The following is a 26,977-nucleotide window of genomic DNA, read 5'->3' on the forward strand; positions in this document are numbered from 1 at the left end:
TCTTACTCATTACAAAAATTGACACACAACTGCTGTTAATAGCACCGCAGTAAAGGGAGCGCAAGCGAGGAGTTTTCAGGAAGGATACCCCTTACGCCCTGAAGCGTAAGGGGTAAAAGCATTACAGGGCTGCAATAACCGCCTGCTGCTCGATCAGTTTGGTCTTAGCATCGGCGAAGGCAACCAGACGCTCACGCTCTTTCGCGATAACCGCTTCCGGCGCACGGGCAACAAAGCCTTCGTTCGCCAGTTTGCTTTCGATTTTGCCAATTTCCACATCGACCTTAGCCACTTCTTTTGCCAGACGAGCCAGCTCAGCGTCTTTGTCGATAAGACCTGCCATCGGGATCAGCAGCTCGGCGCCGTCGATGATTTTGGTCACGGATACCGGACCTTTGTCATCCGCAGGCAGCACGGTGATGCTTTCCAGACGCGCCATGGTTTTCAGGAAGGTGTTGTTCTCGGTGACACGGCGAACAGCAGCCTCACTGCAACCGCGCAGCAGCAGCTCCAGAGGTTTACCCGGGGCGATGTTCATTTCGGCACGGATATTACGTACCGCCACGATCGCCTGTTTCAGCCATTCGGTATCGGCTGACGCCGCTTCATCGACCTTCGCTGCATCGAATTCCGGGAACGGCTGCAGCATGATGGTGTCGGCGTTGATGCCGGCAATCACTTTCACACGCTGCCAGATGGTTTCGGTGATGAATGGAATAATCGGGTGCGCCAGACGCAGCAGACCTTCCAGAACGGTAATCAGCGTGTTGCGCGTACCGCGCAGTTCCGCTTCAGAACCGCCGTTCATTACCGGTTTTGCCAGCTCCAGGTACCAGTCACAGAACTGGTTCCAGGTGAATTCATACAGAATGCCCGCCGCGATATCGAAGCGGTAGCTGTCCAGCGCTTCGCGGAAGGCTTTTACCGTCTGGTTGAACTCTGCCAGGATCCAGCGATCGGCCAGAGACAGGGTCATCTCGCCGCCGTTGAAGCCGCAATCCTGATCTTCGGTGTTCATCAGCACGAAGCGGCTGGCGTTCCACAGCTTGTTACAGAAGTTACGGTAACCTTCCAGACGCTTCATGTCCCAGTTGATGTCACGACCGGTTGAAGCCAGTGCCGCCAAAGTAAAACGCAGGGCGTCAGTACCGTGAGGTTCGATCCCATTCGGGAACTGTTTCTCAGTACGCTTGCGGATCTTCTCTGCCAGCTGCGGTTGCATCATGTTGCCGGTACGTTTTTCCAGCAGCTCTTCGAGGGAGATACCGTCAACCATGTCCAGCGGGTCGATAACGTTACCCTTGGACTTGGACATCTTCTGGCCTTCGTCGTCACGAATCAGACCGGTCATGTAGACGGTATGGAACGGAACCTGTGGCTTGCCGTTTTCATCTTTGATGAAGTGCATGGTCATCATGATCATGCGGGCGATCCAGAAGAAGATGATGTCGAAGCCGGACACCATCACGCTGGTTGGGTGGAACTGACGCAGCGCGTCGGTGTTCTCCGGCCAGCCCAGCGTGGAGAAGGTCCACAGTGCGGAGGAGAACCAGGTGTCCAGTACGTCTTCGTCCTGACGCAGGGCGACATCGGCACTCAGGTTGTTTTCCTGACGAACTTCATCTTCGCTGCGGCCAACATAGACGTTGCCTTCGCTGTCGTACCAGGCCGGGATACGGTGGCCCCACCACAGCTGACGGGAGATACACCAGTCCTGAATATCACGCATCCAGGAGAAGTACATGTTTTCATACTGCTTCGGCACGAACTGGATGTCGCCGTTCTCGACCGCTTCAACAGCCGGTTTCGCCAGCACGTCGGCGCGCACGTACCACTGGTCGGTCAGCATTGGCTCGATAACAACACCTCCACGGTCACCGTACGGCACGGTCAGATCGTGAGGTTTGATCTCTTCCAGCAGGCCGAGTGCATCTACTGCAGCGACAATCGCTTTACGCGCGGCAAAACGTTCCATTTTCTGGAATTCAGCCGGAATGTCGCTGGAGTAAACATCGGATTCGTTACCTTTGGTGTCATACACTTCCGCGCTTTCACGGATATCACCGTCGAACGTCAGAATGTTGATCATTGGCAGGGCGTGACGACGGCCCACTTCGTAGTCGTTGAAGTCGTGTGCCGGGGTGATTTTCACACAGCCGGTGCCTTTTTCCATGTCGGCGTGTTCATCGCCCACAACGGGAATGCGACGGTTAACCAGCGGCAGCACCACGAATTTGCCAATCAGATCTTTATAACGCGGATCTTCCGGGTTAACGGCCACGCCGGTATCGCCCAGCAGGGTTTCCGGACGGGTGGTCGCTACCACCAGGTAATCTTTACCGTCTGCCGTTTTAGCGCCGTCGGCCAGCGGATAGCGGATATGCCACATGGAACCTTTAGACTCACGGTTTTCCACTTCCAGGTCGGAGATAGCGGTGCGCAGTTTAGGGTCCCAGTTTACCAGGCGCTTGCCACGGTAAATCAGGTCTTCTTTGTACAGACGGACAAACACTTCTTTAACGGCGTTAGAAAGGCCTTCGTCCATGGTGAAGCGCTCGCGCTCCCAGTCCACGGAGTTGCCAAGACGGCGCATCTGACGGGTGATGGTACCGCCGGATTCTGCTTTCCACTGCCAGATTTTATCGATGAACGCGTCGCGACCGTAGTCGTGGCGGGTTTTACCTTCTTCAGCGGCAATTTTACGCTCAACCACCATCTGGGTCGCGATACCCGCGTGGTCAGTCCCCGCCTGCCACAGGGTGTTTTTGCCCTGCATGCGCTGGTAGCGGATCATGGTATCCATGATGGTCTGCTGGAAGGCATGACCCATATGCAAACTGCCGGTGACGTTCGGCGGTGGGATCATGATGCAGAAGGACTCTTTGCTTTCATCGCCGTTAGGCTTGAAATAGCCCTGCTGTTCCCAGTGCTCGTAAAGCGGCTGTTCGATATCGCGTGGGTTATATGTCTTTTCCATTATTTCCAGGTTGCCGTATTCAGGTTAAAACCAGCCAGGCGGTACGCTTTATAGCGTTCGCGCGCCAGTTGTTTCAAAGATTCTTCGTAAGGGACAAAGTCTACCACTTCTGTGAAAGCGGTGGCAAAATCTGCAAAATCTATCCGCAGGCTAATCAGAATATCGCGCGCGCTGCTGTTGCGCTTTTGCGGCCAGGCAATCTCTACCGGTGCGCCGCCACGAGGGCCTTCGCCAGACAGATTATGCGGAACAAAACTCTCCGGCGGGCGTGCCCAGAGTGCTTCGTCAAGGCGGATGGCCTGCTGCTCATCTTCGCAGGCAATCAGAACGCGTTTACCTGCGCGCCAACGTTCTGCGGCAATTTCACACACCAGCTGTTCAACTGCGCTGAGGCCGTCCTGATGGGTGTCGTTGTCCAGAAGGTAGAACGTTGCATTCTTCATATATGGGGCTTCTTGTTATGGATTTAAATGCAAGGCCGGGCTGACCCGGCCTACAAACGGCATCTTTCCGTAGGCCCGGTAAGCGTAGCGCTACCGGGCATCTGACGGCAATTACTCTTCGCCGTTAAAACCCGCACGATTGAGCAGGAACTGCGACAGTAACGCGACCGGACGACCGGTTGCGCCTTTGGCCTTACCGGAACGCCAGGCGGTACCTGCGATATCCAGATGCGCCCAGTTGTACTTACGGGTAAAGCGCGCCAGGAAGCAGCCCGCAGTAATTGCCCCGCCAGGACGACCGCCGATGTTCGCCATATCGGCGAAATTAGACTCCAGCTGTTCCTGGTACTCGTCACCCAGCGGCAGACGCCATGCGCGGTCACCGGCCTGTTCGGACGCGCCAATCAGCTCGTGCGCCAGAGGATTGTGGTTCGACATCAGCCCGGTAATGTGATGGCCCAGCGCAATCACACAGGCACCGGTCAGCGTGGCCACGTCAATGACCGCTTCAGGCTCGAAGCGCTCAACGTAGGTCAGCACGTCGCACAGCACCAGACGGCCCTCGGCGTCGGTGTTCAGCACTTCAACGGTCTGGCCGGACATGGTCGTCAGAACGTCACCCGGACGGTACGCACGACCGCCAGGCATGTTTTCACAGCCCGCCAGCACGCCAATGACGTTTATCGGCAGCTGAAGTTCCGCCACCATACGCATCACGCCATACACTGCTGCTGCACCACACATGTCGTACTTCATCTCGTCCATGCCTTCGGCAGGCTTGATGGATATACCGCCGGAATCGAAGGTCAGACCCTTACCAACCAGCACAATCGGACGCGCATCTTCAGACGGGTTACCTTTGTATTCGATAACCGACATCAGCGACTCATTCTGGGAGCCGTTGCCGACTGCCAGATAGGAGTGCATTCCCAGCTCTTTCATCTGCTGTTCGCCGATGACGCGGGTGATGACATTCTTACTGTAGGCGTCAGCCAGCTGACGTGCCTGAGAGGCCAGATAGGCTGCGTTACAGATGTTAGGCGGCATATTGCCCAGATCTTTTGCGGCTTTAATCCCGGCAGCAATTGCCAGACCGTGCTGGATAGCGCGTTCACCGCTGGTCAGCTCGCGACGGGTCGGTACGTTAAAGACCATTTTACGCAGCGGACGACGTGGCTCGCTTTTGTTGGTTTTCAGCTGGTCGAAGCTGTACAGGCTCTCTTTTGCCGTTTCGACCGCCTGACGCACTTTCCAGTAGGTGTTACGGCCTTTGACGTGCAGCTCGGTCAGGAAGCAAACGGCTTCCATTGAGCCGGTATCATTCAGCGTATTAATCGTTTTCTGAATAACCTGCTTATACTGACGTTCATCCAGCTCGCGCTCTTTACCGCAGCCAATCAGCAGAATACGTTCAGACAGTACGTTTGGAACATGGTGCAGTAACAGCGTCTGCCCAGGTTTGCCTTCCAGTTCGCCACGGCGCAGCAGGGCGCTGATGTAGCCATCACTGATCTTATCGAGTTGCTCGGCGATCGGGGAGAGTCGGCGTGGTTCAAAGACGCCCACAACGATGCAGGCACTCCGCTGTTTCTCCGGGCTACCGCTTTTTACACTGAACTCCATGCACTACGCTCCTGAATCTTAAAGACAACAGCGGCTGCTACAGATAGAATTGAAACCTTTCGTAACTCATGTCCGCTGTTGTGGTGACTTCGTGTTAATCTTACGTTACTACGGTTTCGACACGTCAGAAAAAGTCCTGAAGCGTGAATCCGCCGGATGTTTTAATCTTAGCGATGATTTCGACGACTCAAGAGAATAAATGACGTTTAAGCCATGAAACAAGCGATTTTCCAGCAAAGAGACGGGTTTTTACGGGCGTATTTAAAGTGATAATCATAAGATATCTGGTGCGGGAGACGCTCAAAAGCCAGCTGGCGATCCTCTTCATCCTGCTGCTGATTTTTTTCTGTCAGAAGCTGGTCAGGATCCTCGGTGCGGCCGTTGACGGCGAAATTCCTACGAATCTGGTGCTTTCCCTGCTTGGTTTAGGGATCCCGGAAATGGCGCAGCTTATCCTGCCGCTAAGTCTTTTCCTCGGTCTGCTCATGACGCTCGGCAAGCTTTATACCGAGAGTGAAATCACCGTGATGCACGCCTGCGGCTTGAGTAAAGCCGTACTGGTGAAAGCCGCTATGGTTCTGGCGCTTTTCACAGGTATCGTTGCGGCGGTGAATGTGATGTGGGCGGGCCCAACGTCTTCCCGTCACCAGGATGAAGTGCTGGCAGAAGCCAAAGCAAACCCGGGTATGGCCGCACTGGCGCAGGGCCAGTTCCAGCAGGCGACGGACGGGAATTCTGTTCTCTTTATCGAAAGCGTGGATGGTAGCCGCTTTAACGATGTGTTCCTTGCGCAGCTCCGCACCAAAGGGAATGCCCGTCCTTCCGTCGTGGTGGCCGATTCGGGTCAACTGTCACAGCGTAAAGATGGCTCTCAGGTAGTGACGCTGAATAAAGGCACGCGCTTCGAAGGCACTGCGATGCTGCGCGATTTCCGCATCACCGATTTCCAGAACTACCAGGCCATTATTGGTCACCAGACCGTGGCGCTCGATCCAAGTGATACCGAGCAAATGGATATGCGTACCCTGTTCAATACGGACAACAACCGTGCGCGTGCCGAATTGCACTGGCGTATCACGCTAGTATTCGCCGTATTTATGATGGCTCTGATGGTCGTTCCGCTGAGTGTGGTTAACCCACGTCAGGGACGCGTGCTGTCAATGTTGCCAGCCATGCTGCTGTACCTGGTGTTCTTCCTGTTGCAGACCTCAATTAAGTCTAATGGTGGTAAGGGTAAAATTGACCCGTTCGTCTGGACCTGGGTGGTCAATGGTCTGTATCTGCTGCTGGCGGTGGGACTCAACCTGTGGGATACGGTGCCTGTGCGCCGCATTCGTGCCCGCTTCTCGCGTAAAGGAGCCCTCTAATGCAGGCGTTTGGCGTTCTTGACCGCTATATCGGTAAAACTATTTTTTCCACCATCATGATGACGTTGTTCATGCTGGTGTCGCTCTCCGGCATTATCAAATTTGTCGATCAGTTGAAAAAAGCCGGGCAGGGGAGCTATGACGCGCTGGGTGCGGGCATGTATACCCTGCTCAGCGTGCCAAAAGATGTGCAGATCTTCTTCCCGATGGCGGCCCTGCTGGGTGCGCTGTTGGGCTTAGGGATGCTGGCACAGCGCAGTGAATTGGTTGTTATGCAGGCTTCGGGCTTCACCCGTATGCAGGTTGCGCTGTCGGTGATGAAAACCGCGATCCCGCTGGTGCTGTTGACCATGGCAATTGGCGAGTGGGTGGCACCGCAGGGTGAGCAGATGGCGCGTAACTATCGTGCGCAGGCGATGTACGGTGGCTCACTGCTCTCAACGCAGCAAGGGTTGTGGGCAAAAGATGGTGACAGCTTCGTCTATATCGAACGTGTGAAGGGCGATGACGAACTGGGGGGCGTGAGTATTTACACCTTCAATAACGATCGTCGTTTGCTCTCCGTGCGTCACGCCTCTTCGGCCAAGTTTGACGCCGAGCATAAGCAGTGGCGGTTGTCGCAGGTGGATGAGTCAGACCTGACCGATCCAAAACAGATCTCCGGCTCTCAGACGGTGTCGGGCATGTGGAAAACCAAACTCACGCCGGACAAACTCGGCGTGGTGGCGTTGGATCCTGACGCTCTCTCCATCAGTGGTTTGCACAACTACGTGAAATACCTGAAGTCGAGCGGACAGGACGCCGGACGTTATCAGCTCAACATGTGGAGCAAAATCTTCCAGCCTTTGTCCGTGGCGGTGATGATGCTGATGGCACTGTCGTTTATCTTTGGCCCGTTGCGTAGCGTGCCGATGGGCGTGCGCGTGGTGACCGGGATCAGCTTCGGCTTTGTGTTCTATGTTCTCGATCAGATCTTCGGCCCGCTGACGCTGGTTTATGGCATTCCGCCTGTTATCGGCGCGCTGCTGCCAAGTGCCAGCTTCTTCCTGATCAGCCTCTGGCTGATGCTAAAACGCTCCTGACAGACCTCTCCTCGCTTCCGGAGAACCGGAAGCGAGGCTAATCTCCTGTTTCACCCCGCACTTTTTCTCACAACCTTCAACGCCCCGTCGCGAATTTGAGTATTATTGAGCGATAAAGTCGTGAAGGGATCCTCTATGAAGCAAATTCGAATGCTGGCCCAGTACTACGTCGATCTGATGATGAAGCTTGGGCTGGTGCGTTTCTCCATGCTGCTGGCACTGGCACTGGTCGTTCTGGCCATTGTCGTACAGATGGCCGTAACCATGGTTCTGCACGGTCAGGTCGAGAGTATCGACGTGATCCGCTCCATCTTCTTTGGCTTGCTGATTACACCCTGGGCGGTCTATTTCCTCTCTGTGGTAGTTGAACAACTGGAGGAGTCCCGTCAGCGCCTGTCAAAACTGGTCGATAAACTGGAAGAGATGCGCGATCGCGATCTGAAGCTCAACGTTCAGCTAAAGGATAATATCGCCCAACTGAACCAGGAGATTTCGGATCGTGAGAAGGCGGAGGCTGAACGCCAGGCGACGCTGGAGCAGCTGAAAATCGAAATGAAAGAGCGCGAGGTGACGCAGATCCAGCTTGAGCAGCAATCCTCTTTCCTGCGCTCGTTCCTTGATGCATCACCGGATCTGGTTTTCTACCGTAATGAAGATAAAGAGTTTTCCGGCTGTAACCGGGCGATGGAACTGCTGACCGGGAAGAGTGAGAAGCAGCTGATTCACCTGAAGCCGCAGGACGTATACTCCGAAGAGGCGGCCGCCAAAGTGATGGAGACGGACGAAAAAGTGTTCCGTCATAACGTTTCGCTGACCTATGAACAGTGGCTGGATTACCCCGACGGGCGCAAAGCCTGCTTTGAGATCCGTAAGGTGCCGTACTACGACCGCGTGGGGAAACGCCACGGTCTGATGGGGTTTGGCCGCGATATCACCGAGCGTAAGCGCTATCAGGATGCCCTTGAACGTGCCAGCCGCGATAAAACCACCTTCATCTCCACCATCAGCCATGAACTGCGTACGCCACTTAACGGAATTGTCGGCCTGAGCCGCATTCTGCTGGACACCGATCTCACCGCAGAACAGGAAAAATACCTTAAAACCATCCATGTCTCAGCGGTCACGCTGGGGAATATCTTCAACGATATTATCGATATGGATAAGATGGAACGCCGCAAAGTGCAGCTTGATAACCAGCCGGTTGATTTCACCGGTTTCCTTGCCGATCTGGAAAACCTGTCGGGTTTGCAGGCGCAACAGAAGGGGCTGAGCTTTGTCATGGATCCCACGCTGCCGCTGCCGCACAAGGTGGTTACCGACGGCACGCGTCTGCGCCAGATCCTGTGGAACCTTATCAGCAATGCGGTCAAATTTACCCAGAAAGGGCAGGTCTCGGTACGTATTCGCTATGACCAGGGCGACATGCTGCACTTTGAGGTGGAAGACTCCGGCATTGGGATTCCGCAGGAAGAGCAGGACAAAATCTTTGCGATGTACTATCAGGTGAAGGACAGCAACGGCGGCAAGCCCGCTACCGGCACGGGAATTGGTCTGGCGGTGTCTAAACGTCTTGCGAAGAGCATGGGCGGTGATATTACCGTCGCCAGCCATCCGGGCAAAGGCTCAACCTTCACGCTGACGGTGCACGCGCCGGCGGTGGCGGAAGAGGTGGAAGATACCTTCGAAAACGACGATATGCCGCTGCCCGCGCTGCATGTCCTGCTGGTGGAAGATATTGAGCTTAACGTGATTGTCGCACGCTCTGTCCTGGAAAAACTGGGCAACAGTGTGGATGTGGCGATGACCGGTAAAGCCGCGCTGGAGATGTTTAAGCCGGGTGAATATGATCTCGTTCTGCTGGATATTCAGTTGCCGGACATGACCGGGCTGGATATTTCCCGTGAACTGACGAGCCAGTACGCTGCCGACGAACTGCCGCCGCTGGTGGCGTTGACGGCGAACGTGCTGAAAGATAAAAAAGAGTACCTCGATGCCGGTATGGATGATGTACTTAGCAAGCCGCTGGCGGTGCCTGCCCTGACCGCCATGATCAAGAAGTTCTGGGATACCCATGATGAAGAGGAGAACACCATGACGTCTGTGGATAGCGCGAAAGCCCAAACGATACTCGATACCGCGATGCTGGAGCAGTACATCGATCTGGTTGGTCCAAAACTGATTACCGACGGTCTGGCGGTATTTGAAAAAATGATGCCGGGCTATCTGAGCGTGCTGGAGTCAAATCTGACAGCGCGGGATCAGAAAGGCATTGTGGAAGAAGGGCATAAAATCAAAGGTGCGGCCGGCTCGGTCGGCTTACGTCACCTGCAACAGCTGGGACAACAGATTCAGTCACCTGATTTACCTGCCTGGGAAGATAACGTAGGTGATTGGGTTGAAGAGATGAAACAAGAGTGGCAGAACGATGTGGCGGTGCTTAAAGCCTGGGTGGACGCCAGAAAAAAATGACCCCGGCTTAACCGGGGTGCGCGAATACTGCGCCAACACCAGGGAAATTGTGGCTGCGCCTGTTTTTTGTGTTGTTTTCGTATGGACGCCGCCTGAAAATTTAGGCCGCACGCAAATAAGATAGCAAATCTTAAATGGTTTGTTACAGGAATCAGTGAAATGTGTGAAGCATAGCGTTTTAATCAAAATTAATTATGTGCTTCAGCGAGTTGCAGAGAAGGATCGTCATGATGAAAAAGATTGGTGTCGTACTGAGCGGATGTGGCGTTTACGATGGTTCTGAGATACACGAAGCCGTCATCACATTGCTGGCCCTGGCAAGAGAGGGGGCTGAAGTCATTTGCTTCGCGCCAGACAAAAATCAGGCTGATGTCATTAATCATCTGACCGGGGAGCCGATGGCGGAAACCCGTAACGTCCTGATTGAAGCCGCGCGTATTGCGCGTGGCGAAATTCATCCTCTGATTCAGGCGGACGCGGCAGAGCTTGATGCGTTAATTGTGCCGGGCGGGTTTGGGGCGGCTAAAAACCTCAGCACGTTTGCCACGCAAGGCGCCGGGTGTCAGGTTGATCCGCATTTAAAAGCATTATCACAGGCCATGCATGCGGCGGGTAAACCGCAGGGCTTTATCTGTATCGCTCCGGCCATGCTTCCGACAATTTTTGATTTCCCGCTGCGCCTGACCATCGGGACCGATATTGATACAGCGGAAATCATCGAGGAGATGGGAGGCGAGCACATCCCTTGTCCGGTGGATGACATTGTGGTGGATGAAGACAATAAAATCGTCACCACACCTGCGTATATGCTGGCGCAGACTATCGCGGAAGCCGCTTCAGGCATTGAAAAGCTGGTGGCCAGAGTGCTGGTGCTGACTGAATGAGGCGTCAATTCGCCGCAGGCGCCTGGGTAAAACGTATTCTTTGGCGTGCCGTGCTGGTGCTGGCGGTGTTCTGGGGCGGCGGACTGGCATTATTCAGCATTCTGCCGGTTCCGTTTTCTGCCGTGATGGTTGAGCGTCAGCTGAGCGCGTGGTTCACCGGTGACTTCAGCTATGTTGCCCACTCTGACTGGGTGAGCACAGATGAAATCTCCCCGTGGATGGGGCTGGCGGTGATAGCGGCGGAGGATCAGAAATTCCCGGAGCACTGGGGGTTTGACGTGGCGGCAATCGAGAAAGCGCTCGCCCATAATGAACGCCATGAAAACCGCGTGCGCGGCGCATCGACGCTGTCACAACAGACGGCCAAAAACCTGTTTTTGTGGGATGGCCGCAGCTGGGTGCGAAAAGGGCTGGAAGCCGGATTGACGCTGGGGATGGAAACGGTCTGGAGCAAAAAACGTATTCTGACGGTCTATCTGAACATTGCCGAGTTTGGTGATGGCGTGTTTGGTGTCGAAGCCGCGTCGCAGCGATATTTCAATAAACCTGCCAGCCGGCTGAGCCTCTCTGAAGCTGCGCTGTTGGCCGCGGTCTTGCCTAACCCAATTCGCTTTAAGGCTGATGCCCCCTCAGGCTATGTGCGAAACCGACAGGCGTGGATCATGCGCCAGATGCGGCAGCTGGGAGGAGAAGGGTTTATGGCGAGAAATAAATTGATGTAAGGCGGGTAAGCGTAGCGCTACCCGCCATGAAAGAGGCGTTAGTCTTCGTCAAACCCGGCGTTAAACAGCGCAATCACCGCCGCCAGCGCTTCCTCTTCCTGTGGACCGGTAGCTTCTACTTCAATCTGGCGGCCTTTGGCGGAGTCCAGCATCAGCAGCGCAATCACGCTGTTCGCTTCCGCCTCGGTACCTTCATCGTTACGCAGCAGAACTTCTGCATCGAAACCCTGCATCAGCTCAAACAGTTTCATCGCCGGACGTGCATGCATGCCCAGCTTATTGGTGATCTCAACGGTTTGTTTTACGGTCATGTTTTACGTTTTTCCAGCGTGCGATGACGGGACTGAACGTTCTTCCCGCGTGAGCGGAAATAGTCGGCCAGCTGTTCGGCGATATAGACCGAACGATGTTTACCACCGGTACAGCCAATCGCCACGGTCAGGTAGCTACGATTGTTTGTCTCCAGCATAGGTAACCATAGCTCAAGGTAGCTTCGCGTCTGGTAGATAAAATTGTGAACTTCTGTGTGTCTGTCGAGGAAGGCCGCGACGGGCTTATCGAGACCGGTCATTGGACGCAGCTTCGGATCCCAGTGCGGGTTCGGCAGGAAGCGCACGTCGAAAACATAATCCGCATCGATAGGAATACCGTGCTTAAAGCCGAATGACTCGAACACCATCGTCAGTTCACGCTCGCGTTTGCCCAGTAAACGGGTACGCAGCATTTCCGCCAGCTCATGCACGGACATTTCGGACGTATCGACAATCAGGTCAGCACGGGAACGCAGCGGTTCCAGCAGATCGCTCTCTTCGTCGATAGCACTTTCCAGTGAGAGGTTCTTGCTGGAAAGCGGGTGCAAACGACGGGTATCGCTGTAGCGACGGATCAGAGTATTGCGGTCTGCATCGAGGAACAGCAGCTGAGGCGAGAATGAATCAGGCAGGTTGCTCATTGCCTGTTCAAAAATTTCTGGCGATTCAGGCATGTTACGAACGTCGATACTGACGGCGGCAGAGATTTGCCTCTCCGCAAGCGTGCGTGCCAGGTCGGGCAACAGAACGACCGGCAGGTTATCTACGCAGTAAAACCCCATGTCTTCCAGCGCGCGCAGGGCCACGGATTTCCCGGACCCTGAACGGCCACTGACAATCATCAGCACCATGTTCCGTTTCTCCTCAGGACAACAGATGTGAAGGCCATCTCCTGGTTATGCATCATCCTGATTGCCTTCTGCTTCAGTGATAATTTGATATAGCTCTTCATCACTTTGGGCTGCGCGCAGTCGACGGCAAATGGTTTTATCGGCCAGGCGTTTTGCGACCAGCGAAAGCGTATGCAAATGGGTTTTCGTCTGGTCGGCAGGCACCAGCAGCGCGAAGAGGAGATCGACGGGCTGATTATCGATGGCATCGAAGGCGATAGGCGTCTCCAGCTGCACAAACACACCGACGGCACGCAGGGTGTCCTCTTCCAGTTTGCCGTGCGGGATCGCGATGCCGTTGCCGATGCCGGTACTGCCCATTTTTTCACGGGTCAGGATCGCCTCGAACACGACCTGCGGCGGCAGGCCCAGCTGTTTTGCGGCCAGTTCACTGATGATCTCCAGCGCACGTTTTTTGCTCTGGCAGTGAACAGCACTGCGCGTACATTCCTGGTTAAGGACATTGCTCAGTTGAAGAGCGGAATCGTTGTTCATCATAATTTCACCTAAGCGCTAACTGTACAAACGGCCTGTTGTGTTTCACAACAGGCCTTCCTGCACCCGTTAACTGCCCGGACAATTAGTGTTGTTTCAGTTTGTCTTTATGTTTATTGAGCTGTCGTGCAAGCTTATCAATCAAGCCGTCGATAGCAGCGTACATGTCTTGCCCTTCCGCACTGGCATGGAGCTCACCCCCGTTGACATGCAGGGTCGCATCCGAGATATGAGTCACTTTCTCCACTTTCAATACAACATAGACCTGGTTGATCCTTTCGAAATACTGCTCGAGTTTCGCGAATTTAGCATTCACAAAATCACGTAAAGCCTCAGTAATCTCGACGTTATGTCCTGTGATATTGAGCTGCATAGTGTCTTCCTTATCGGTTGTGTCAGACCAGCTGTTTACGCTGGTTAGACGGCGGAATGGATAAAGACTCTCGATACTTCGCAACAGTTCGGCGTGCCACCATAATACCCTGGTCGGACAGTATGGTGGTTAACTTACTGTCGCTCAGTGGCTTCGCGGGGTTCTCCGCGGCGATCAACTTCTTCACCAGGGCGCGAATGGCCGTTGACGACGCTTCACCGCCGCCCTCGGTATTCACATGGCTGGAGAAGAAATACTTAAGCTCAAAAATACCGCGTGGACTGTGCAGATACTTCTGCGTGGTCACGCGGGAAATGGTTGATTCATGCATCTCGACGGCCTGGGCGATATCCGCCAGCACCATCGGTTTCATATACTCTTCGCCCTGCTCAAAGAACGCCTGCTGCTGTTCGACAATACAGCGGCTTACGCGGAGCAGCGTATCATTTCGGCTCTCCAGACTTTTGATCAACCATCGCGCTTCCTGCAAATTGCTACGAATGTATTGATTATCGGAGTCGTTACGCACGCTGGTGCACATGGAGGCATACTGCTGGTTGATTTGCAGGCGAGGGATGCTGTCTGAGTTCAGTTCAACGACCCAGCGGTCATTGTGTTTTCTGACCAGCACATCCGGGATGACGTACTCGGGTTCGCTGGTCTGAATGGACTGACCGGGGCGCGGATCGAGGGACTGAATCAGATTGACCGCCTCTTTCAGCACCTCTTCTTTCAGGCGCGTGACGCGCATCAGGCTGCGGAAATCGTGGTTGGCCAGAAGATCCAGATGGTCGCTGATGATCAAGCGGGCTTCATCAAGCCATGGCGTCTCTTTGCTGAACTGAGAAAGTTGGATAAGCAGGCAGTCGCGCAGATCTTTTGCGGCCACCCCAACCGGATCGAAACGCTGAATGCGCTTCAGAACGGCTTCTATCTCCTCGAGTTCAATCTCTTCGTCACCCATGCTTTCCAGAATTTCGTCCAGCGTGACGGTCAGATAACCGGTGTCATCCACGGCATCGACAATGGATGTCGCGATCGCGCGGTCGGTATCGGAGAAGGGGGTAAGTTCCACCTGCCACATCAGGTAATCCTGCAGTGACTGGGTAGTTTCACCCTGATAAACCGGTAGCTCATCGTCCTGGTAGTCTGCACGCGTACCGGAAGGGGTTCCGGCGGTGTAGATTTCATCCCAGCTGGCATCCAGCGGAAGCTCGTCCGGCATCTCTTTTTGTTCGAGCGCATCGGCGGTGTCGAGTGCTTCAGTATCCTGCGACTGCTGGGTATCTACCTCTTCATGAAGATCGGCTTGCTCCAGCAACGGATTGCTATCCAGCGCTTGCTGGAGCTCCTGCTGGAGTTCTAAGGTGGACAGTTGCAACAGGCGAATCGCCTGCTGTAGCTGCGGCGTCATCGCCAGTTGTTGGCTGAGCCGTAATTGCAAACCTTGCTTCATGTTCAGAGCATTTTTCTCCGGTTCGGCGTTACATTACCTCTACCCTATCAGAGTCTGAAGTCTTCCCCAAGGTAGACACGCTTAACATGATCATCTTCGAGGATCTGCTGCGGCGTACCGTGGGCGATCAGATTGCCCTGGCTCACGATGTATGCGCGTTCGCACACGGCCAGCGTTTCACGGACGTTATGGTCAGTGATCAGTACGCCAAGCCCGCTGTCGCGCAGATGCTCAATGATACGTTTAATGTCGATAACGGAGATGGGGTCAACGCCTGCAAACGGTTCATCCAGAAGGATAAATTTCGGGTTTGCAGCCAGCGCACGCGCAATCTCAACGCGACGGCGTTCACCGCCGGACAGCGCCTGACCGAGGCTGTCGCGCAGATGTTCGATATGGAACTCTTCCATCAGCTCGTTAGCCCGGTCCTGACGCTGTTCGCTGGTCAGATCGTCACGAATTTGCAGGACGGCCATCAGGTTATCAAAGACGCTCAGGCGGCGGAAAATGGAGGCTTCCTGCGGCAGATAGCCGATACCGCGACGCGCACGCGCATGCAGCGGCAGAAGACTGATATCTTCATCATCAATGACGATGTTGCCCGCATCGCGCGACACAATGCCAACGACCATGTAGAAGGTTGTGGTCTTGCCCGCACCGTTAGGGCCAAGCAGGCCTACAATTTCGCCGGAGTTGACGGTCAGACTGACATCTTCTACGACACGGCGGCCCTTATAGGCCTTCGCGAGATTTTTTGCAGTTAATGTTGCCATAACGAATTAGTTACTCTTCTTCTGTGCCGGGGCCTGACCCTTACCTTTGTCCTGCAGCTGCGACGGAACCAGCACGGTGGTTACGCGTTTGCCTTTCTCGCTGGAGGCCTGCATTTTTTGCTCTTTCACCAGATAGGTGATCTGGTCGCCGGTGATGTTGCTGTCCAGCTGTTCCAGATAAGCGTTACCGGTCAGGATGACCAGGTCCTTCGCCAGCTCATAGTGCATATGCGTGGCGCGGCCTTTCACGGGTTTGCCGTTATCCTGCATCTGGTAGAAGGTTGCCGGGTTGCCATAGCCATCAATGATCTCTTTGCCTTGCTCGCCACCGGGACGGGTAACGACCACTTTGTCGGCGTTGATTTTGATGGTGCCCTGGGTCATGACGACGTTACCGGTAAAGGTAACGACATTGCCTTGCATATCAAGCGACTGCGTGTCGGACTCGATATGGATAGGCTGGTCAGTATCGCCCGTTACAGCAAGCGCGGGAAGACTGGTCGCCAGCATCGCACTGGCGATAATTACTTTAAGGCTGAGTTTGTTTGTTTTGAATTTCATAGGAGGTTCTAACCTTTTCAATCAGCTCGGCGTTTTTGCTGCGTAAGTTCCCGCGCATTCTTAAACCGCTGGAATTAAATGTTGTGCCATACAGTGTGACCAGATCCTGCGACGTCACGTCCTGGGTCACGAGGTTGATCTGTGCATTATCCGTCGTGATTTTGCGCAGTTGTGAGTCAGCGGTCAGGGCGTTGACTTCAACGTGGCCATACAGATAAAGCATACGGTCATTCGTCAGTTTTGCCCGGTCAGATTTAATCGACCACGTCGGCACTTTGTCTTTATCAAACGTGGTCATGACGGGCTGGGTAAACCACGAAATACCGTCATCTGAAAAATATTCAACATGCTGGGCAATCAGGCGATAGTTCAGCGCACCTTCCGGGCTGTAGACCACGGTGTCACTGTGATCGCTTTTATAGGTTGGCTCGCTCGTATTGACCACTTCCGTCTGCGTATCGTCGCGATCGGCAAGGTTCACGCCAATCAATACCAGTGCGACAAGCGAAAGCAGAATGATAACCCAACGTCTGGTTTTACTCATATCGATTGCCCTTTGGCCTCATCAAGCTTGCCCTGCGCCAGCAAAAGCAGATCGCAGACTTCACGTACGGCACCACGGCCACCGTTAATATGGGTGACATAGTCAGCACGCGGGATCAGCAGCGGATGCGCATCGGCCACGGCGATACTCAGACCGACTTCAGCCATCACCGGCCAGTCAATCAGATCGTCCCCGACATAGGCCACGTTTTCCGGCGCGACAGCCAGTTTACCCAGTAAATCGTTGAACGCCGCCATCTTATCGGACTGACCCTGATACAGATGGGTAATGCCTAACGTTTCACAACGGTCTTCTACCAGTTTAGCTTTCCGACCGGTGATGATAGCAACGTCGATGCCTGATGTGAGCGCACAACGAATACCGTAGCCATCGCGAACGTTAAACGCTTTCAGCTCTTCACCATTATTGCCCATGTAAATCAGGCCATCAGAGAGTACCCCATCCACATCCAGGATGAGCAGGCGAATGTTTTCCGCCTTTGCCATCATATGGGTACTGACCGGACCATAACAGGTTGCAAGGGATGCACCCGCATTACTCATTGTCTTATCCTTCATTACACTACGCCTGCGCGCAGCAGATCATGCATATGTACCACACCCAGCAACTGGTCGCCATCGGCAACCATCACTGAGGTGATATGACGGGACTGCATCAGGTTCAGCACATCCACCGCCAGCGTACCCGGACGAACACGGATACCGCCGGACGTCATCACATCAGCGATGCCCAGCGTGCGAACATCAACACCCATGTCGAACACGCGGCGCAGGTCGCCATCGGTGAAGATCCCCTGGATCTTCATCAGGTCGTCGCACACAACCGTCATACCCAGATTCTTGCGGGTGATCTCCAGCAGCGCATCGCGCAGGGAGGCCTCTTTACTGACGTGAGGGATCTCATCGCCAGTGTGCATAATATCGTTAACCCGAAGCAGAAGCTTACGCCCGAGCGCGCCACCTGGGTGGGAAAGCGCGAAATCTTCCGGGGTAAAACCGCGGGCTTCCAGCAACGCAACGGCAAGCGCATCGCCCATGACCAGCGCAGCGGTCGTGCTGGAGGTTGGAGCAAGACCCAGCGGGCAGGCTTCTTTAGGCACTTTCACGCACAGGTGAATATCCGCCGCGCGCGCCATGCTACTTTCCGGGCGGCTGGTCATGCAAATAAGCGGAACCCGCAGCCGCTTCAGCACGGGGATCAGCGCCAGAATCTCATTAGACTCACCGGAGTTCGACAGCGCGATGACGATATCCTGCGGCGTTACCATGCCCAGATCGCCGTGCGCGGCTTCCCCCGGGTGTACAAAGAAGGAAGAGGTTCCGGTGCTGGCAAACGTTGCCGCCATTTTGCGCCCAATGTGACCGGACTTGCCCATGCCCATCACCACGACTTTACCGGCACAGTAGAACATCTTCTCACATGCCAGACTAAAATCCTGATTAATGTACTGATCTAACTGCGCCAGACCTTCACGTTCAATCTCCAGAACCTCTTTGCCTGCTTTCTGAAAGTCAAAACCCGGCTGCAATTCTATTTGCGACATAATGCGTTTCCGTTTACCCAGAGAGAAGAGGCGAAAGCCAGTACAGCATCGCCATCCATACGATAAATCCACCCGTCAGCAGCGCCCCTGCGCCTTTGCCGATCTGTCGTTGCCGCCGCCAGCAGAGCAGGGCAAAAATGACGCTGACCAGCAACATCACCCCGTAATCGCGTGAGAATGCCAGGGGGTTAAAAGGCCCGGGCGTTATCAGGGCCGGCAGGCCCATCACGATGGCGATATTAAAAATGTTTGAACCGATAATATTGCCTATGGCAATGTCATCTTCACCTTTACGTGCCCCTGCGATAGCGGTGGCCAGTTCTGGCAGACTGGTGCCAATGGCAATGACCGTCAGGCCAATGGTGAGCTCACTCATGGCGAAATAGTTCGCCAGCACCGTGGCGTTATCGACGACCATGCGCGTGGCCATCGGCATGATGATCAGCGCGACGCCGAGCCACAGCAGCGCCACAGGCAGCGTGCCTTCACGCGGGAGCTCGGCGACCTGCTCTCGCGTCAGGCTGTCCTGGCCCTGTTTTTCTGCCAGACGGGCGATTTTAACACTATACAGCAGCCAGATAACGGCCAGCGCCAGCAAGAAAATGCCGTCACCGTAGCTCAGTACGCCATCATAAAATACGCACCCTGCCAGCAGGCTTACGATTAACATTAGCGGCAATTCACGGCGCAGAACATCAGAATGCACGCGAAATGGATGGAGCAGGGCCGCCAGGCCAAGGATCAGTAAGATATTGACGATGTTGGAACCAATCGCGGTGCCGACGGCAAGGTCTAACTGACCGTGCAGTGATGCCGTGACAGAGACGATGATTTCAGGAAGCGAGGTGCCGACACTGACCACGGTCATCCCGATGACGACAGGCGGTACGCCAGTCAGGCGGCACAGGATAGATGCAGCAAATACCAAACGGTCAGCACTGTAGACCACCAAAAGTAAACCAATTATTAACAGTGCTGTTGCTAAAAGCATCAAAAGTCCTTTCTTCAGGTATACTCGTCGGTCCATCGCGCAGGAATGGAATGGCAGGACTGCATACAGTCTGAGGCGTAACGAATTCCTAATTTTGACTTTATGCGCCGGAAAAGTAAAACAAATGCCAGCTTTCGCTAACCTCAACGGCTAATATTCTGTAAAAATGCTGAGTTTAGGGCTGATTCAGTCTGCATGCTTAACGTGAGCAGGGTAAGAAAGGAACCATAAATGAGCCAAACTATGGCGAATTTAGTTGATGTCCGGGGTGTGAGTTTTTCTCGCGCCAACAGATTGATATTCGATGATATTTCGTTGACCGTACCGCGTGGCAAGATCACTGCCATCATGGGGCCGTCCGGGATCGGTAAAACGACCCTGCTGCGCCTTATTGGTGGCCAGATCCCACCCGATAGCGGTGAAATCCTCTTTGACGGCGAAAACATCCCCGAGATGTCACGATCGCGCCTGTATACTGTTCGTAAACGCATGAGTATGCTTTTCCAGTCGGGAGCGTTGTTCACTGACATGAACGTCTTTGATAACGTGGCTTATCCGCTGCGCGAACACACCAGTCTGCCGCCAGAGCTGCTGAAAAGTACGGTGATGATGAAGCTTGAAGCCGTGGGACTGCGAGGGGCTGCAAAACTGATGCCCTCAGAGCTGTCCGGCGGTATGGCACGCCGCGCCGCGCTGGCACGCGCCATCGCCTTAGAACCCGATTTAATCATGTTCGACGAACCGTTCGTCGGGCAGGACCCTATTACGATGGGCGTGCTGGTGAAGCTCATCTCTGAACTGAACAGCGCGCTCGGCGTAACCTGCATAGTGGTTTCTCACGATGTACCGGAAGTGTTGAGCATCGCCGACTATGCCTACATTGTGGCAGACAAAAGGATCGTCGCGCATGGCAGCGCTCAGGCGTTGCAGGAAAACTGCGATCCGCGTGTACGGCAGTTCCTCGACGGCATTGCGGATGGGCCTGTGCCGTTCCGCTACCCGGCGGGCGACTATCGTGACGATTTACTGGGAATAGGGAGTTAAGCCACTGATGCTGTTAAATGCATTGGCCGCTCTTGGACACCGTGGCATAAAAACCATCAGGACGTTCGGGCGCGCCGGATTGATGTTGTTCAACGCGCTGGTCGGCAAGCCGGAATTTCGTAAGCATGCACCGCTACTGGTGCGGCAGCTCTATAATGTCGGCGTGCTGTCGATGCTCATCATCATTGTCTCCGGTCTGTTTATCGGCATGGTGCTGGGGCTGCAGGGCTACCTCGTTCTGACGACCTATAGCGCCGAAACCAGCCTCGGCATGCTGGTGGCGCTGTCGCTGCTGCGTGAACTGGGGCCGGTGGTGGCGGCGCTGTTGTTCGCCGGGCGTGCAGGGTCGGCATTGACCGCTGAAATTGGCCTGATGCGTGCGACCGAGCAGCTTTCCAGCATGGAGATGATGGCGGTCGACCCGCTGCGTCGCGTGATCTCGCCACGCTTCTGGGCGGGGGTGATTTCCTTACCGCTCCTGACGATCCTCTTTGTCGCCGTGGGTATCTGGGGCGGCTCGCTGGTTGGCGTTCACTGGAAGGGCATCGATGCGGGCTTCTTCTGGTCGGCCATGCAGGACGCCATCGATCTGCGAATGGATCTGGTTAACTGCCTGATTAAAAGCGTGGTATTTGCCATTACGGTCACCTGGATCGCCTTGTTCAATGGCTATGATGCGATCCCGACCTCGGCGGGCATCAGCCGTGCAACTACACGTACTGTCGTACATTCGTCGCTGGCCGTACTGGGTCTGGATTTTGTGCTCACCGCACTGATGTTTGGGAATTGAGTTCATGCAAACGAGAAAAAATGAAATTTGGGTCGGCGTGTTCCTGTTACTGGCGTTGCTGGCCGCGCTGTTTATCTGCCTGAGAGCGGCGGATATCACGTCTGTGCGCACCGAGCCGACTTATCGCATTTATGCGACCTTTGATAACATCGGCGGGCTGAAGGCGCGCTCGCCGGTACGTATAGGCGGGGTGGTCATCGGGCGCGTCTCTGACATTACGCTTGATGAGAAAACCTATCTGCCGCGCGTGTCGATGGATATTGAAGAGCGTTACAACCATATCCCGGACACCAGCTCGCTTTCTATTCGCACTTCCGGCCTCCTGGGTGAGCAATATCTGGCGCTTAACGTCGGTTTTGAAGACCCGGAGCTGGGAACGACTATCCTTAAAGACGGTAGCGTAATCCAGGATACGAAGTCCGCGATGGTACTGGAGGATATGATTGGTCAGTTCCTTTATAACAGTAAAGGAGATGATAAGAAGTCCGACGCTGCCCCTGCGCAGAGCGAAGATCCTGCCAGTGTCGCACCGACACCAGGCACGACGAATTAATTTCAGGAGAAGTCATTCATGTTTAAACGACTGTTAATGGTTGCCATGCTGGTCATTGCCCCTCTCACCGCGGCGCATGCTGCGGATCAGAGTAACCCGTACAAACTGATGGATGAGGCTGCGAAGAAGACCTTCGACCGGCTTAAAAACGAACAGCCGAAAATTCGTTCCAATCCTGATTATCTGCGCGACGTGGTTGATCAAGAGCTGCTGCCGTACGTGCAGATCAAATATGCGGGTGCGCTGGTTCTGGGTCGTTATTACAAAGACGCGACCCCGGCGCAGCGCGACGCCTATTTTGCCGCGTTCCGTGAATACCTGAAACAGGCTTACGGTCAGGCACTGGCGATGTATCACGGTCAGACCTATCAGATTGCACCAGAGCAGCCGCTGGGCGACGCGACTATCATTCCTATCCGCGTAACGATTATCGATCCTAACGGCCGTCCGCCAGTACGCCTGGACTTCCAGTGGCGTAAAAACAGCCAGACCGGTCACTGGCAGGCCTATGACATGATTGCGGAAGGGGTGAGCATGATCACCACTAAACAGAACGAGTGGAGTGACCTGCTGCGCACCAAAGGCATTGATGGCCTGACCGCACAGCTGCAGTCTATCTCGCGTCAGAAAATCTCTCTGGACGAGAAGAAGTAATGTCGGATCAACTGAGCTGGTCGCGTGAGGGTGAGACGTTGAAGCTGACGGGTGAACTCGACCAGGATCTGCTGAACCCGCTCTGGGACAAACGTTTTGAAGCGATGCAGGGCGTGACGGTTATCGATCTGAGCGGCATTTCACGGGTGGACACGGCAGGCGTCGCGCTGCTGGCCCATCTTGTTGCCGTGGGGAAAAAGCAGGGGACAAGCGTTACGCTGCACGCGGCGAGCGATAACGTGGTCACCCTGGCCCAGCTCTATAATCTCCCTCAGGACGTACTGCCTCGTTAATATTTTCAGTGCGTTACTTCTGAAAGCCCTGACAGATTCATCGTCGGGGCTTTTTGCTTGTTTAAGACGACGCCACTTTGCTCTAAGATGTTGGGCTTGTTTTCACTATCAGATGATTAAGAACCCATGGAAAATCATGAAATCCAGACAGTGCTGATGAATGCACTCTCCCTTCAGGAAGCCCACGTCACTGGCGATGGCAGTCACTTCCAGGTTATTGCTGTGGGTGAGATGTTCGACGGTATGAGCCGTGTGAAGAAACAGCAGGCTGTATACGCGCCGCTGATGGAATACATTGCGGATAACCGCATCCACGCCCTGTCGATTAAAGCGTTCACCCCTCAAGAGTGGGCACGCGATCGCAAACTAAACGGTTTTTGAGTTGTGGGCGACACGCCCGCAGCACGGTTGAATTTATAAGAGAGCACACAATGGATAAATTTCGTGTACAGGGGCCAACGCGTCTCCAGGGCGAAGTCACAATTTCTGGCGCAAAAAATGCCGCGCTGCCCATCCTCTTTGCTGCGCTGCTCGCGGAAGAGCCGGTAGAAATTCAGAACGTACCGAAGCTGAAAGATATCGACACCACCATGAAGTTACTCAGCCAGCTGGGCACCAAAGTTGAGCGTAACGGTTCCGTCTGGATCGACGCCAGCAACGTTAACAACTTTTCTGCACCTTACGATCTGGTGAAAACCATGCGTGCATCCATCTGGGCGCTTGGCCCGCTGGTGGCACGTTTTGGTCAGGGTCAGGTTTCCCTGCCGGGTGGCTGCGCAATCGGCGCACGTCCGGTTGACCTGCACATCTTTGGCCTGGAGAAACTGGGCGCCGAGATCAAACTCGAAGAAGGTTATGTTAAAGCATCTGTGAATGGCCGTCTGAAAGGCGCGCACATTGTCATGGACAAAGTGAGCGTTGGTGCCACCGTCACCATCATGTCTGCGGCAACGCTGGCAGAAGGTACTACCATCATCGAAAACGCCGCGCGTGAACCGGAGATTGTGGATACCGCGAACTTCCTCGTAGCGCTGGGTGCGAAGATTACTGGCCAGGGCACCGACCGTATCACCATCGAAGGCGTTGAGCGTCTGGGCGGCGGTGTGTACCGCGTCCTGCCAGACCGTATCGAAACCGGGACGTTCCTGGTTGCTGCCGCGATTTCAGGCGGGAAAATTACCTGCCGCAACGCGCAGCCAGATACCCTGGATGCGGTGCTGGCGAAACTGCGTGACGCAGGCGCTGATATCGAAATCGGTGAAGACTGGATCAGCCTGGACATGCACGGCAACCGTCCAAAAGCGGTAAACGTGCGTACAGCTCCGCATCCTGCTTTCCCGACCGATATGCAGGCTCAGTTCACCCTGTTAAACCTGGTGGCGGAAGGGACGGGGTTCATTACCGAGACCATCTTTGAAAACCGCTTTATGCACGTACCGGAACTGATCCGTATGGGCGCACATGCTGAGATCGAGAGTAATACCGTGATTTGCCACGGCGTTGAGAAACTGTCTGGTGCTCAGGTGATGGCAACCGATCTGCGTGCATCTGCAAGCCTGGTGCTGGCGGGTTGTATTGCGGAAGGGACGACGGTCGTTGATCGCATTTATCACATCGATCGTGGCTATGAACGTATCGAAGATAAACTGCGCGCGCTGGGTGCGAATATCGAGCGTGTGAAGGGCGAGTAATCGTTCCGGCAGCCCCCTGCCAGAAATGACCGGGGGGTTGCTGTTCCTGTCAAAAAAACCGCTATTCCTGCGGGTCTTTCTTCACTTTCCTCTGGCGGATCATGCGCGATCTGTCGATAAATTCATGGGTAATGGGATCGTGGTAACGTGAAGGCCAGATCACCCACGGATGCGTATCCAGCGCCGTCGCAATGATCAACTCTCCCTTCGGCCAGGGGCGCGTCAGGGCATTTGCCAGGGTTGAAGAACTCAGGCCATGGCGGCGAGATTCCGCAGCCAGTGATGTGCCTTTTTTGCGCAGTGCCGCAATGATATCTGCTGTGTGCCAGTCGATAAATTTCGTGTCCATAACGCTGTCCTTAAGTTCGGATTCACTTACGCCATTTCGTCTGAAACGACTGGCCTTACTATACCCATTTCAATTTCTTGTTCTAAAAAGTTCGCGTTACTGGTAGGGATATTCAGAATAAGGCATGGCTTTATTCATGCGGTCTGTAAACCGGTGCGTTTACGTGAAAGAGGAATATACAGGTGTGTACTGGAATCTCCCCGCGAGGGCCGCGGGGAGGGGAGAGCAGGATTAACGGTCGCGCTGAACGGCGATATGGGCAAGACCAATGAGCGCATCGCGCCATGGGCTGTCCGGGATAACCTGAAGTGCGGCGATGGCTTTATCCGCCTCTTCTTCGGCACGCTGACGCGTCCAGTCCAGCGATCCGCAAATGGCCATTGTTTCCAGCACGGGTTCCAGAAGATGACGACCATTTCCCTGCTCGATCGCTTCACGGATCATTTTCGCCTGGTCGGCTGACCCGTTGCGCATCGCATGGAGTAGCGGCAGCGTCGGTTTGCCTTCGTTCAGGTCATCACCCACGTTTTTGCCGAGCGTTTCGCCGTCTGCACTGTAATCCAGCAAATCATCAATCAGCTGGAATGCGGTACCCAGATAACGGCCATAGTCCTGCAGCCCTTTTTCCTGGGCTTCGCTACAGCCAGCCAGAATGCCGGAACACTGTGCAGCCGCTTCAAACAGGCGCGCAGTTTTGCTGTAAATCACGCGCATGTAGTTTTCTTCGGTGATGTCAGGGTCGTTGACGTTCATCAGCTGAAGCACTTCGCCCTCAGCAATCACGTTAACGGCTTCAGACATGACCTCCAGCACTTTCAGCGAACCCAGGCTGGTCATCATCTGGAAGGCACGGGTATAGATAAAATCCCCCACCAGGACGCTGGCAGCATTGCCAAAGGCGGCGTTGGCGGTGGCTTTACCCCGGCGCATGTCTGATTCATCCACAACATCATCATGAAGAAGCGTCGCAGTGTGAATAAATTCGATCAGTGCCGCGATCGTGACGTGAGCATTTCCCTGATAGCCGACGGCTCGGGCAGCCAGGATGGCAATCATCGGGCGAATGCGTTTACCGCCGCCGCTGACGATGTAATAGCCCAACTGATTGATCAGCTGAACGTCAGAATTGAGTTGCTCCAGGATTGCTGCATTCACACCCGCCATATCTTGCGCGGTTAACTCGTTGATTTTTTCTAAATTCATCGCAAAAGCCGGGCTTTTTATCCTGTTTATCCCATCTTCAATGGGGTAACGAAGGGTTAGGTTTATCAATAGTAGTGCTGATTGTACTGAAAAAACGGCTCAGATAAACGTTACCTTACGCGTTGTGTTTTTTTTCTTCATGTATTGATGGTAGCACTTGTCAAAGGCTCGCGTTTTGCGTAATATTCGCGCCCTATTGTGAATATTTATAGCGCACTCTGATTCATACGAGGATGTGCGCGGAAGCGGAGTTTATATGTACGCGGTTTTCCAAAGTGGTGGTAAACAACACCGAGTAAGCGAAGGTCAGACCGTTCGCCTGGAAAAGCTGGACATCGCAACTGGCGAATCTGTTGAGTTCGCAGAAGTTCTGATGATCGCAAACGGTGAAGAAGTCAAAATCGGCGTTCCTTTCGTTGATGGCGGCGTTATCAAAGCTGAAGTTGTTGCTCACGGTCGTGGCGAGAAAGTTAAAATTGTTAAGTTTCGTCGTCGTAAACACTACCGTAAGCAGCAGGGCCACCGTCAGTGGTTCACTGATGTGAAAATTACTGGCATCAGCGCCTAAGACCTGAGGAGAGATTTAAATGGCACATAAAAAGGCTGGCGGCTCCACACGTAACGGTCGCGATTCAGAAGCTAAACGCCTGGGCGTTAAGCGTTTCGGTGGCGAATCCGTTCTGGCGGGTAGCATCATTGTTCGTCAACGTGGCACCAAATTCCACGCTGGCAACAACGTAGGTTGCGGTCGTGACCACACTCTGTTTGCTAAAGCAGACGGTAAAGTGAAATTTGAAGTTAAAGGCCCGAACAACCGTAAATACATCAGCATCGTTGCTGAGTAAGGTTTTCTCGGTCCGGTAACGGATTAAAGC

At 54.3% G+C, this 26,977-nt stretch carries 30 protein-coding genes; 14 read left to right on the forward strand and 16 right to left on the reverse strand.

Annotated elements, in window-relative coordinates:
• Positions 1-121 precede the first annotated feature (121 nt).
• The 3 genes from AC2FAP_RS20540 to pepA all read right to left on the reverse strand — a co-directional run bounded on the left by AC2FAP_RS20540 (position 122) and on the right by pepA (position 5,043).
• The gene (locus AC2FAP_RS20540) at positions 122-2,977 is read right to left on the reverse strand and encodes a valine--tRNA ligase (RefSeq protein WP_020883522.1); all 2,856 of its coding nucleotides are present in this window, start codon (positions 2,975-2,977) and stop codon (positions 122-124) included.
• On the reverse strand, positions 2,977-3,420 hold the full coding sequence (gene holC / locus AC2FAP_RS20545; protein ID WP_008502815.1) for a DNA polymerase III subunit chi: 444 nt from the start codon (positions 3,418-3,420) through the stop codon (positions 2,977-2,979). The genes AC2FAP_RS20540 and holC overlap by 1 nt, the downstream gene beginning before the upstream one ends.
• Positions 3,421-3,531: 111 nt before the next feature.
• Positions 3,532-5,043 (reverse strand): leucyl aminopeptidase, encoded by a 1,512-nt coding sequence (pepA, locus tag AC2FAP_RS20550; protein WP_014171826.1) that lies wholly within the window; start codon positions 5,041-5,043, stop codon positions 3,532-3,534.
• A 266-nt stretch (positions 5,044-5,309) separates the two neighbouring features.
• Here pepA and lptF point away from each other — a divergent pair, with 266 nt between their 5' ends.
• The 5 genes from lptF (at position 5,310) to mtgA (ending at position 11,567) form a co-directional block, all read left to right on the forward strand.
• On the forward strand, positions 5,310-6,410 hold the full coding sequence (lptF, locus tag AC2FAP_RS20555) for an LPS export ABC transporter permease LptF (protein WP_014171825.1): 1,101 nt from the start codon (positions 5,310-5,312) through the stop codon (positions 6,408-6,410).
• Positions 6,410-7,492, forward strand: coding sequence for an LPS export ABC transporter permease LptG (gene lptG / locus AC2FAP_RS20560; protein ID WP_014171824.1), 1,083 nt, complete (start codon positions 6,410-6,412; stop codon positions 7,490-7,492). The genes lptF and lptG overlap by 1 nt, the downstream gene beginning before the upstream one ends.
• 135 nt (positions 7,493-7,627) lie before the next feature.
• The gene (arcB, locus tag AC2FAP_RS20565) at positions 7,628-9,961 is read left to right on the forward strand and encodes an aerobic respiration two-component sensor histidine kinase ArcB (RefSeq protein ID WP_032679053.1); all 2,334 of its coding nucleotides are present in this window, start codon (positions 7,628-7,630) and stop codon (positions 9,959-9,961) included.
• A gap of 230 nt (positions 9,962-10,191) precedes the next feature.
• Positions 10,192-10,845: an isoprenoid biosynthesis glyoxalase ElbB gene (elbB, locus tag AC2FAP_RS20570; protein ID WP_032670144.1), complete on the forward strand. Its 654-nt coding sequence runs from the start codon at positions 10,192-10,194 to the stop codon at positions 10,843-10,845.
• Positions 10,842-11,567 (forward strand): monofunctional biosynthetic peptidoglycan transglycosylase, encoded by a 726-nt coding sequence (mtgA, locus tag AC2FAP_RS20575; protein ID WP_014171821.1) that lies wholly within the window; start codon positions 10,842-10,844, stop codon positions 11,565-11,567. Before elbB ends, mtgA begins: the two co-directional genes overlap by 4 nt.
• A gap of 38 nt (positions 11,568-11,605) precedes the next feature.
• Here mtgA and npr read toward each other — a convergent pair whose 3' ends face one another.
• The 11 genes from npr to AC2FAP_RS20630 all read right to left on the reverse strand — a co-directional run bounded on the left by npr (position 11,606) and on the right by AC2FAP_RS20630 (position 19,525).
• Positions 11,606-11,878, reverse strand: coding sequence for a PTS phosphocarrier protein NPr (npr, locus tag AC2FAP_RS20580; RefSeq protein ID WP_003861872.1), 273 nt, complete (start codon positions 11,876-11,878; stop codon positions 11,606-11,608).
• Positions 11,875-12,729 carry an RNase adapter RapZ gene (rapZ, locus tag AC2FAP_RS20585; RefSeq protein WP_014171820.1) on the reverse strand — a complete coding sequence of 285 codons (855 nt, stop codon included), beginning with the start codon at positions 12,727-12,729 and terminating at the stop codon, positions 11,875-11,877. The genes npr and rapZ overlap by 4 nt, the downstream gene beginning before the upstream one ends.
• A 45-nt stretch (positions 12,730-12,774) precedes the next feature.
• Positions 12,775-13,266 carry a PTS IIA-like nitrogen regulatory protein PtsN gene (gene ptsN / locus AC2FAP_RS20590; protein ID WP_014171819.1) on the reverse strand — a complete coding sequence of 164 codons (492 nt, stop codon included), beginning with the start codon at positions 13,264-13,266 and terminating at the stop codon, positions 12,775-12,777.
• Between the two features lie 82 nt (positions 13,267-13,348).
• Positions 13,349-13,636: a ribosome hibernation promoting factor gene (gene hpf / locus AC2FAP_RS20595; RefSeq protein WP_014171818.1), complete on the reverse strand. Its 288-nt coding sequence runs from the start codon at positions 13,634-13,636 to the stop codon at positions 13,349-13,351.
• 22 nt (positions 13,637-13,658) lie between these two features.
• The gene (rpoN, locus tag AC2FAP_RS20600; protein ID WP_014171817.1) at positions 13,659-15,092 is read right to left on the reverse strand and encodes an RNA polymerase factor sigma-54; all 1,434 of its coding nucleotides are present in this window, start codon (positions 15,090-15,092) and stop codon (positions 13,659-13,661) included.
• 47 nt (positions 15,093-15,139) lie between these two features.
• Positions 15,140-15,865 carry an LPS export ABC transporter ATP-binding protein gene (gene lptB, locus AC2FAP_RS20605; protein ID WP_014171816.1) on the reverse strand — a complete coding sequence of 242 codons (726 nt, stop codon included), beginning with the start codon at positions 15,863-15,865 and terminating at the stop codon, positions 15,140-15,142.
• Positions 15,866-15,871: 6 nt separating this feature from the next.
• Positions 15,872-16,426 carry a lipopolysaccharide ABC transporter substrate-binding protein LptA gene (gene lptA, locus AC2FAP_RS20610; RefSeq protein ID WP_020883526.1) on the reverse strand — a complete coding sequence of 185 codons (555 nt, stop codon included), beginning with the start codon at positions 16,424-16,426 and terminating at the stop codon, positions 15,872-15,874.
• Positions 16,395-16,970, reverse strand: coding sequence for an LPS export ABC transporter periplasmic protein LptC (lptC, locus tag AC2FAP_RS20615; RefSeq protein WP_014171814.1), 576 nt, complete (start codon positions 16,968-16,970; stop codon positions 16,395-16,397). The genes lptA and lptC overlap by 32 nt, the downstream gene beginning before the upstream one ends.
• Positions 16,967-17,533, reverse strand: coding sequence for a 3-deoxy-manno-octulosonate-8-phosphatase KdsC (kdsC, locus tag AC2FAP_RS20620; RefSeq protein ID WP_014171813.1), 567 nt, complete (start codon positions 17,531-17,533; stop codon positions 16,967-16,969). The genes lptC and kdsC overlap by 4 nt, the downstream gene beginning before the upstream one ends.
• Before the next feature lie 14 nt (positions 17,534-17,547).
• Positions 17,548-18,534, reverse strand: a complete 987-nt coding sequence (gene kdsD, locus AC2FAP_RS20625) for an arabinose-5-phosphate isomerase KdsD (RefSeq protein ID WP_020883527.1) — start codon at positions 18,532-18,534, stop codon at positions 17,548-17,550.
• A 13-nt stretch (positions 18,535-18,547) separates the two neighbouring features.
• Positions 18,548-19,525: a calcium/sodium antiporter gene (locus tag AC2FAP_RS20630; protein WP_020883528.1), complete on the reverse strand. Its 978-nt coding sequence runs from the start codon at positions 19,523-19,525 to the stop codon at positions 18,548-18,550.
• 231 nt (positions 19,526-19,756) lie between these two features.
• Here AC2FAP_RS20630 and mlaF point away from each other — a divergent pair, with 231 nt between their 5' ends.
• The 7 genes from mlaF (at position 19,757) to murA (ending at position 24,550) form a co-directional block, all read left to right on the forward strand.
• On the forward strand, positions 19,757-20,569 hold the full coding sequence (gene mlaF / locus AC2FAP_RS20635; protein ID WP_020883529.1) for a phospholipid ABC transporter ATP-binding protein MlaF: 813 nt from the start codon (positions 19,757-19,759) through the stop codon (positions 20,567-20,569).
• Positions 20,570-20,576: 7 nt separating this feature from the next.
• Complete coding sequence (gene mlaE / locus AC2FAP_RS20640; protein ID WP_010436044.1) at positions 20,577-21,359, forward strand: lipid asymmetry maintenance ABC transporter permease subunit MlaE; 783 nt, start codon at positions 20,577-20,579, stop codon at positions 21,357-21,359.
• A gap of 4 nt (positions 21,360-21,363) precedes the next feature.
• Entirely contained in the window at positions 21,364-21,912 is a 549-nt protein-coding gene (gene mlaD, locus AC2FAP_RS20645; protein WP_025202923.1) for an outer membrane lipid asymmetry maintenance protein MlaD, read from the forward strand.
• Positions 21,913-21,930: 18 nt separating this feature from the next.
• A complete protein-coding gene (mlaC, locus tag AC2FAP_RS20650; protein WP_014171807.1) occupies positions 21,931-22,566 on the forward strand; it encodes a phospholipid-binding protein MlaC in 636 nt (211 codons plus the stop codon).
• Positions 22,566-22,859 (forward strand): lipid asymmetry maintenance protein MlaB, encoded by a 294-nt coding sequence (gene mlaB, locus AC2FAP_RS20655; RefSeq protein WP_014171806.1) that lies wholly within the window; start codon positions 22,566-22,568, stop codon positions 22,857-22,859. The genes mlaC and mlaB overlap by 1 nt, the downstream gene beginning before the upstream one ends.
• 126 nt (positions 22,860-22,985) lie before the next feature.
• On the forward strand, positions 22,986-23,240 hold the full coding sequence (gene ibaG / locus AC2FAP_RS20660) for a BolA family iron metabolism protein IbaG (protein WP_008501458.1): 255 nt from the start codon (positions 22,986-22,988) through the stop codon (positions 23,238-23,240).
• Positions 23,241-23,290: 50 nt separating this feature from the next.
• Positions 23,291-24,550: a UDP-N-acetylglucosamine 1-carboxyvinyltransferase gene (murA, locus tag AC2FAP_RS20665; RefSeq protein ID WP_020883531.1), complete on the forward strand. Its 1,260-nt coding sequence runs from the start codon at positions 23,291-23,293 to the stop codon at positions 24,548-24,550.
• A gap of 61 nt (positions 24,551-24,611) precedes the next feature.
• On the opposite strand, the gene sfsB is transcribed toward murA, so the two are convergent.
• Positions 24,612-24,899 (reverse strand): DNA-binding transcriptional regulator SfsB, encoded by a 288-nt coding sequence (gene sfsB, locus AC2FAP_RS20670; RefSeq protein WP_014171802.1) that lies wholly within the window; start codon positions 24,897-24,899, stop codon positions 24,612-24,614.
• 231 nt (positions 24,900-25,130) lie between these two features.
• Positions 25,131-26,102 (reverse strand): octaprenyl diphosphate synthase, encoded by a 972-nt coding sequence (ispB, locus tag AC2FAP_RS20675; RefSeq protein ID WP_020883532.1) that lies wholly within the window; start codon positions 26,100-26,102, stop codon positions 25,131-25,133.
• A 256-nt stretch (positions 26,103-26,358) separates the two neighbouring features.
• On the opposite strand from ispB, the gene rplU reads away from it, so the two are divergent.
• Both rplU and rpmA read left to right on the forward strand, forming a co-directional pair.
• Entirely contained in the window at positions 26,359-26,670 is a 312-nt protein-coding gene (gene rplU, locus AC2FAP_RS20680; protein ID WP_003025032.1) for a 50S ribosomal protein L21, read from the forward strand.
• Positions 26,671-26,689: 19 nt separating this feature from the next.
• A complete protein-coding gene (gene rpmA, locus AC2FAP_RS20685; protein ID WP_004385076.1) occupies positions 26,690-26,947 on the forward strand; it encodes a 50S ribosomal protein L27 in 258 nt (85 codons plus the stop codon).
• Positions 26,948-26,977 lie beyond the last annotated feature (30 nt).

Source organism: Enterobacter cloacae complex sp. 394I7 (assembly GCF_057320345.1).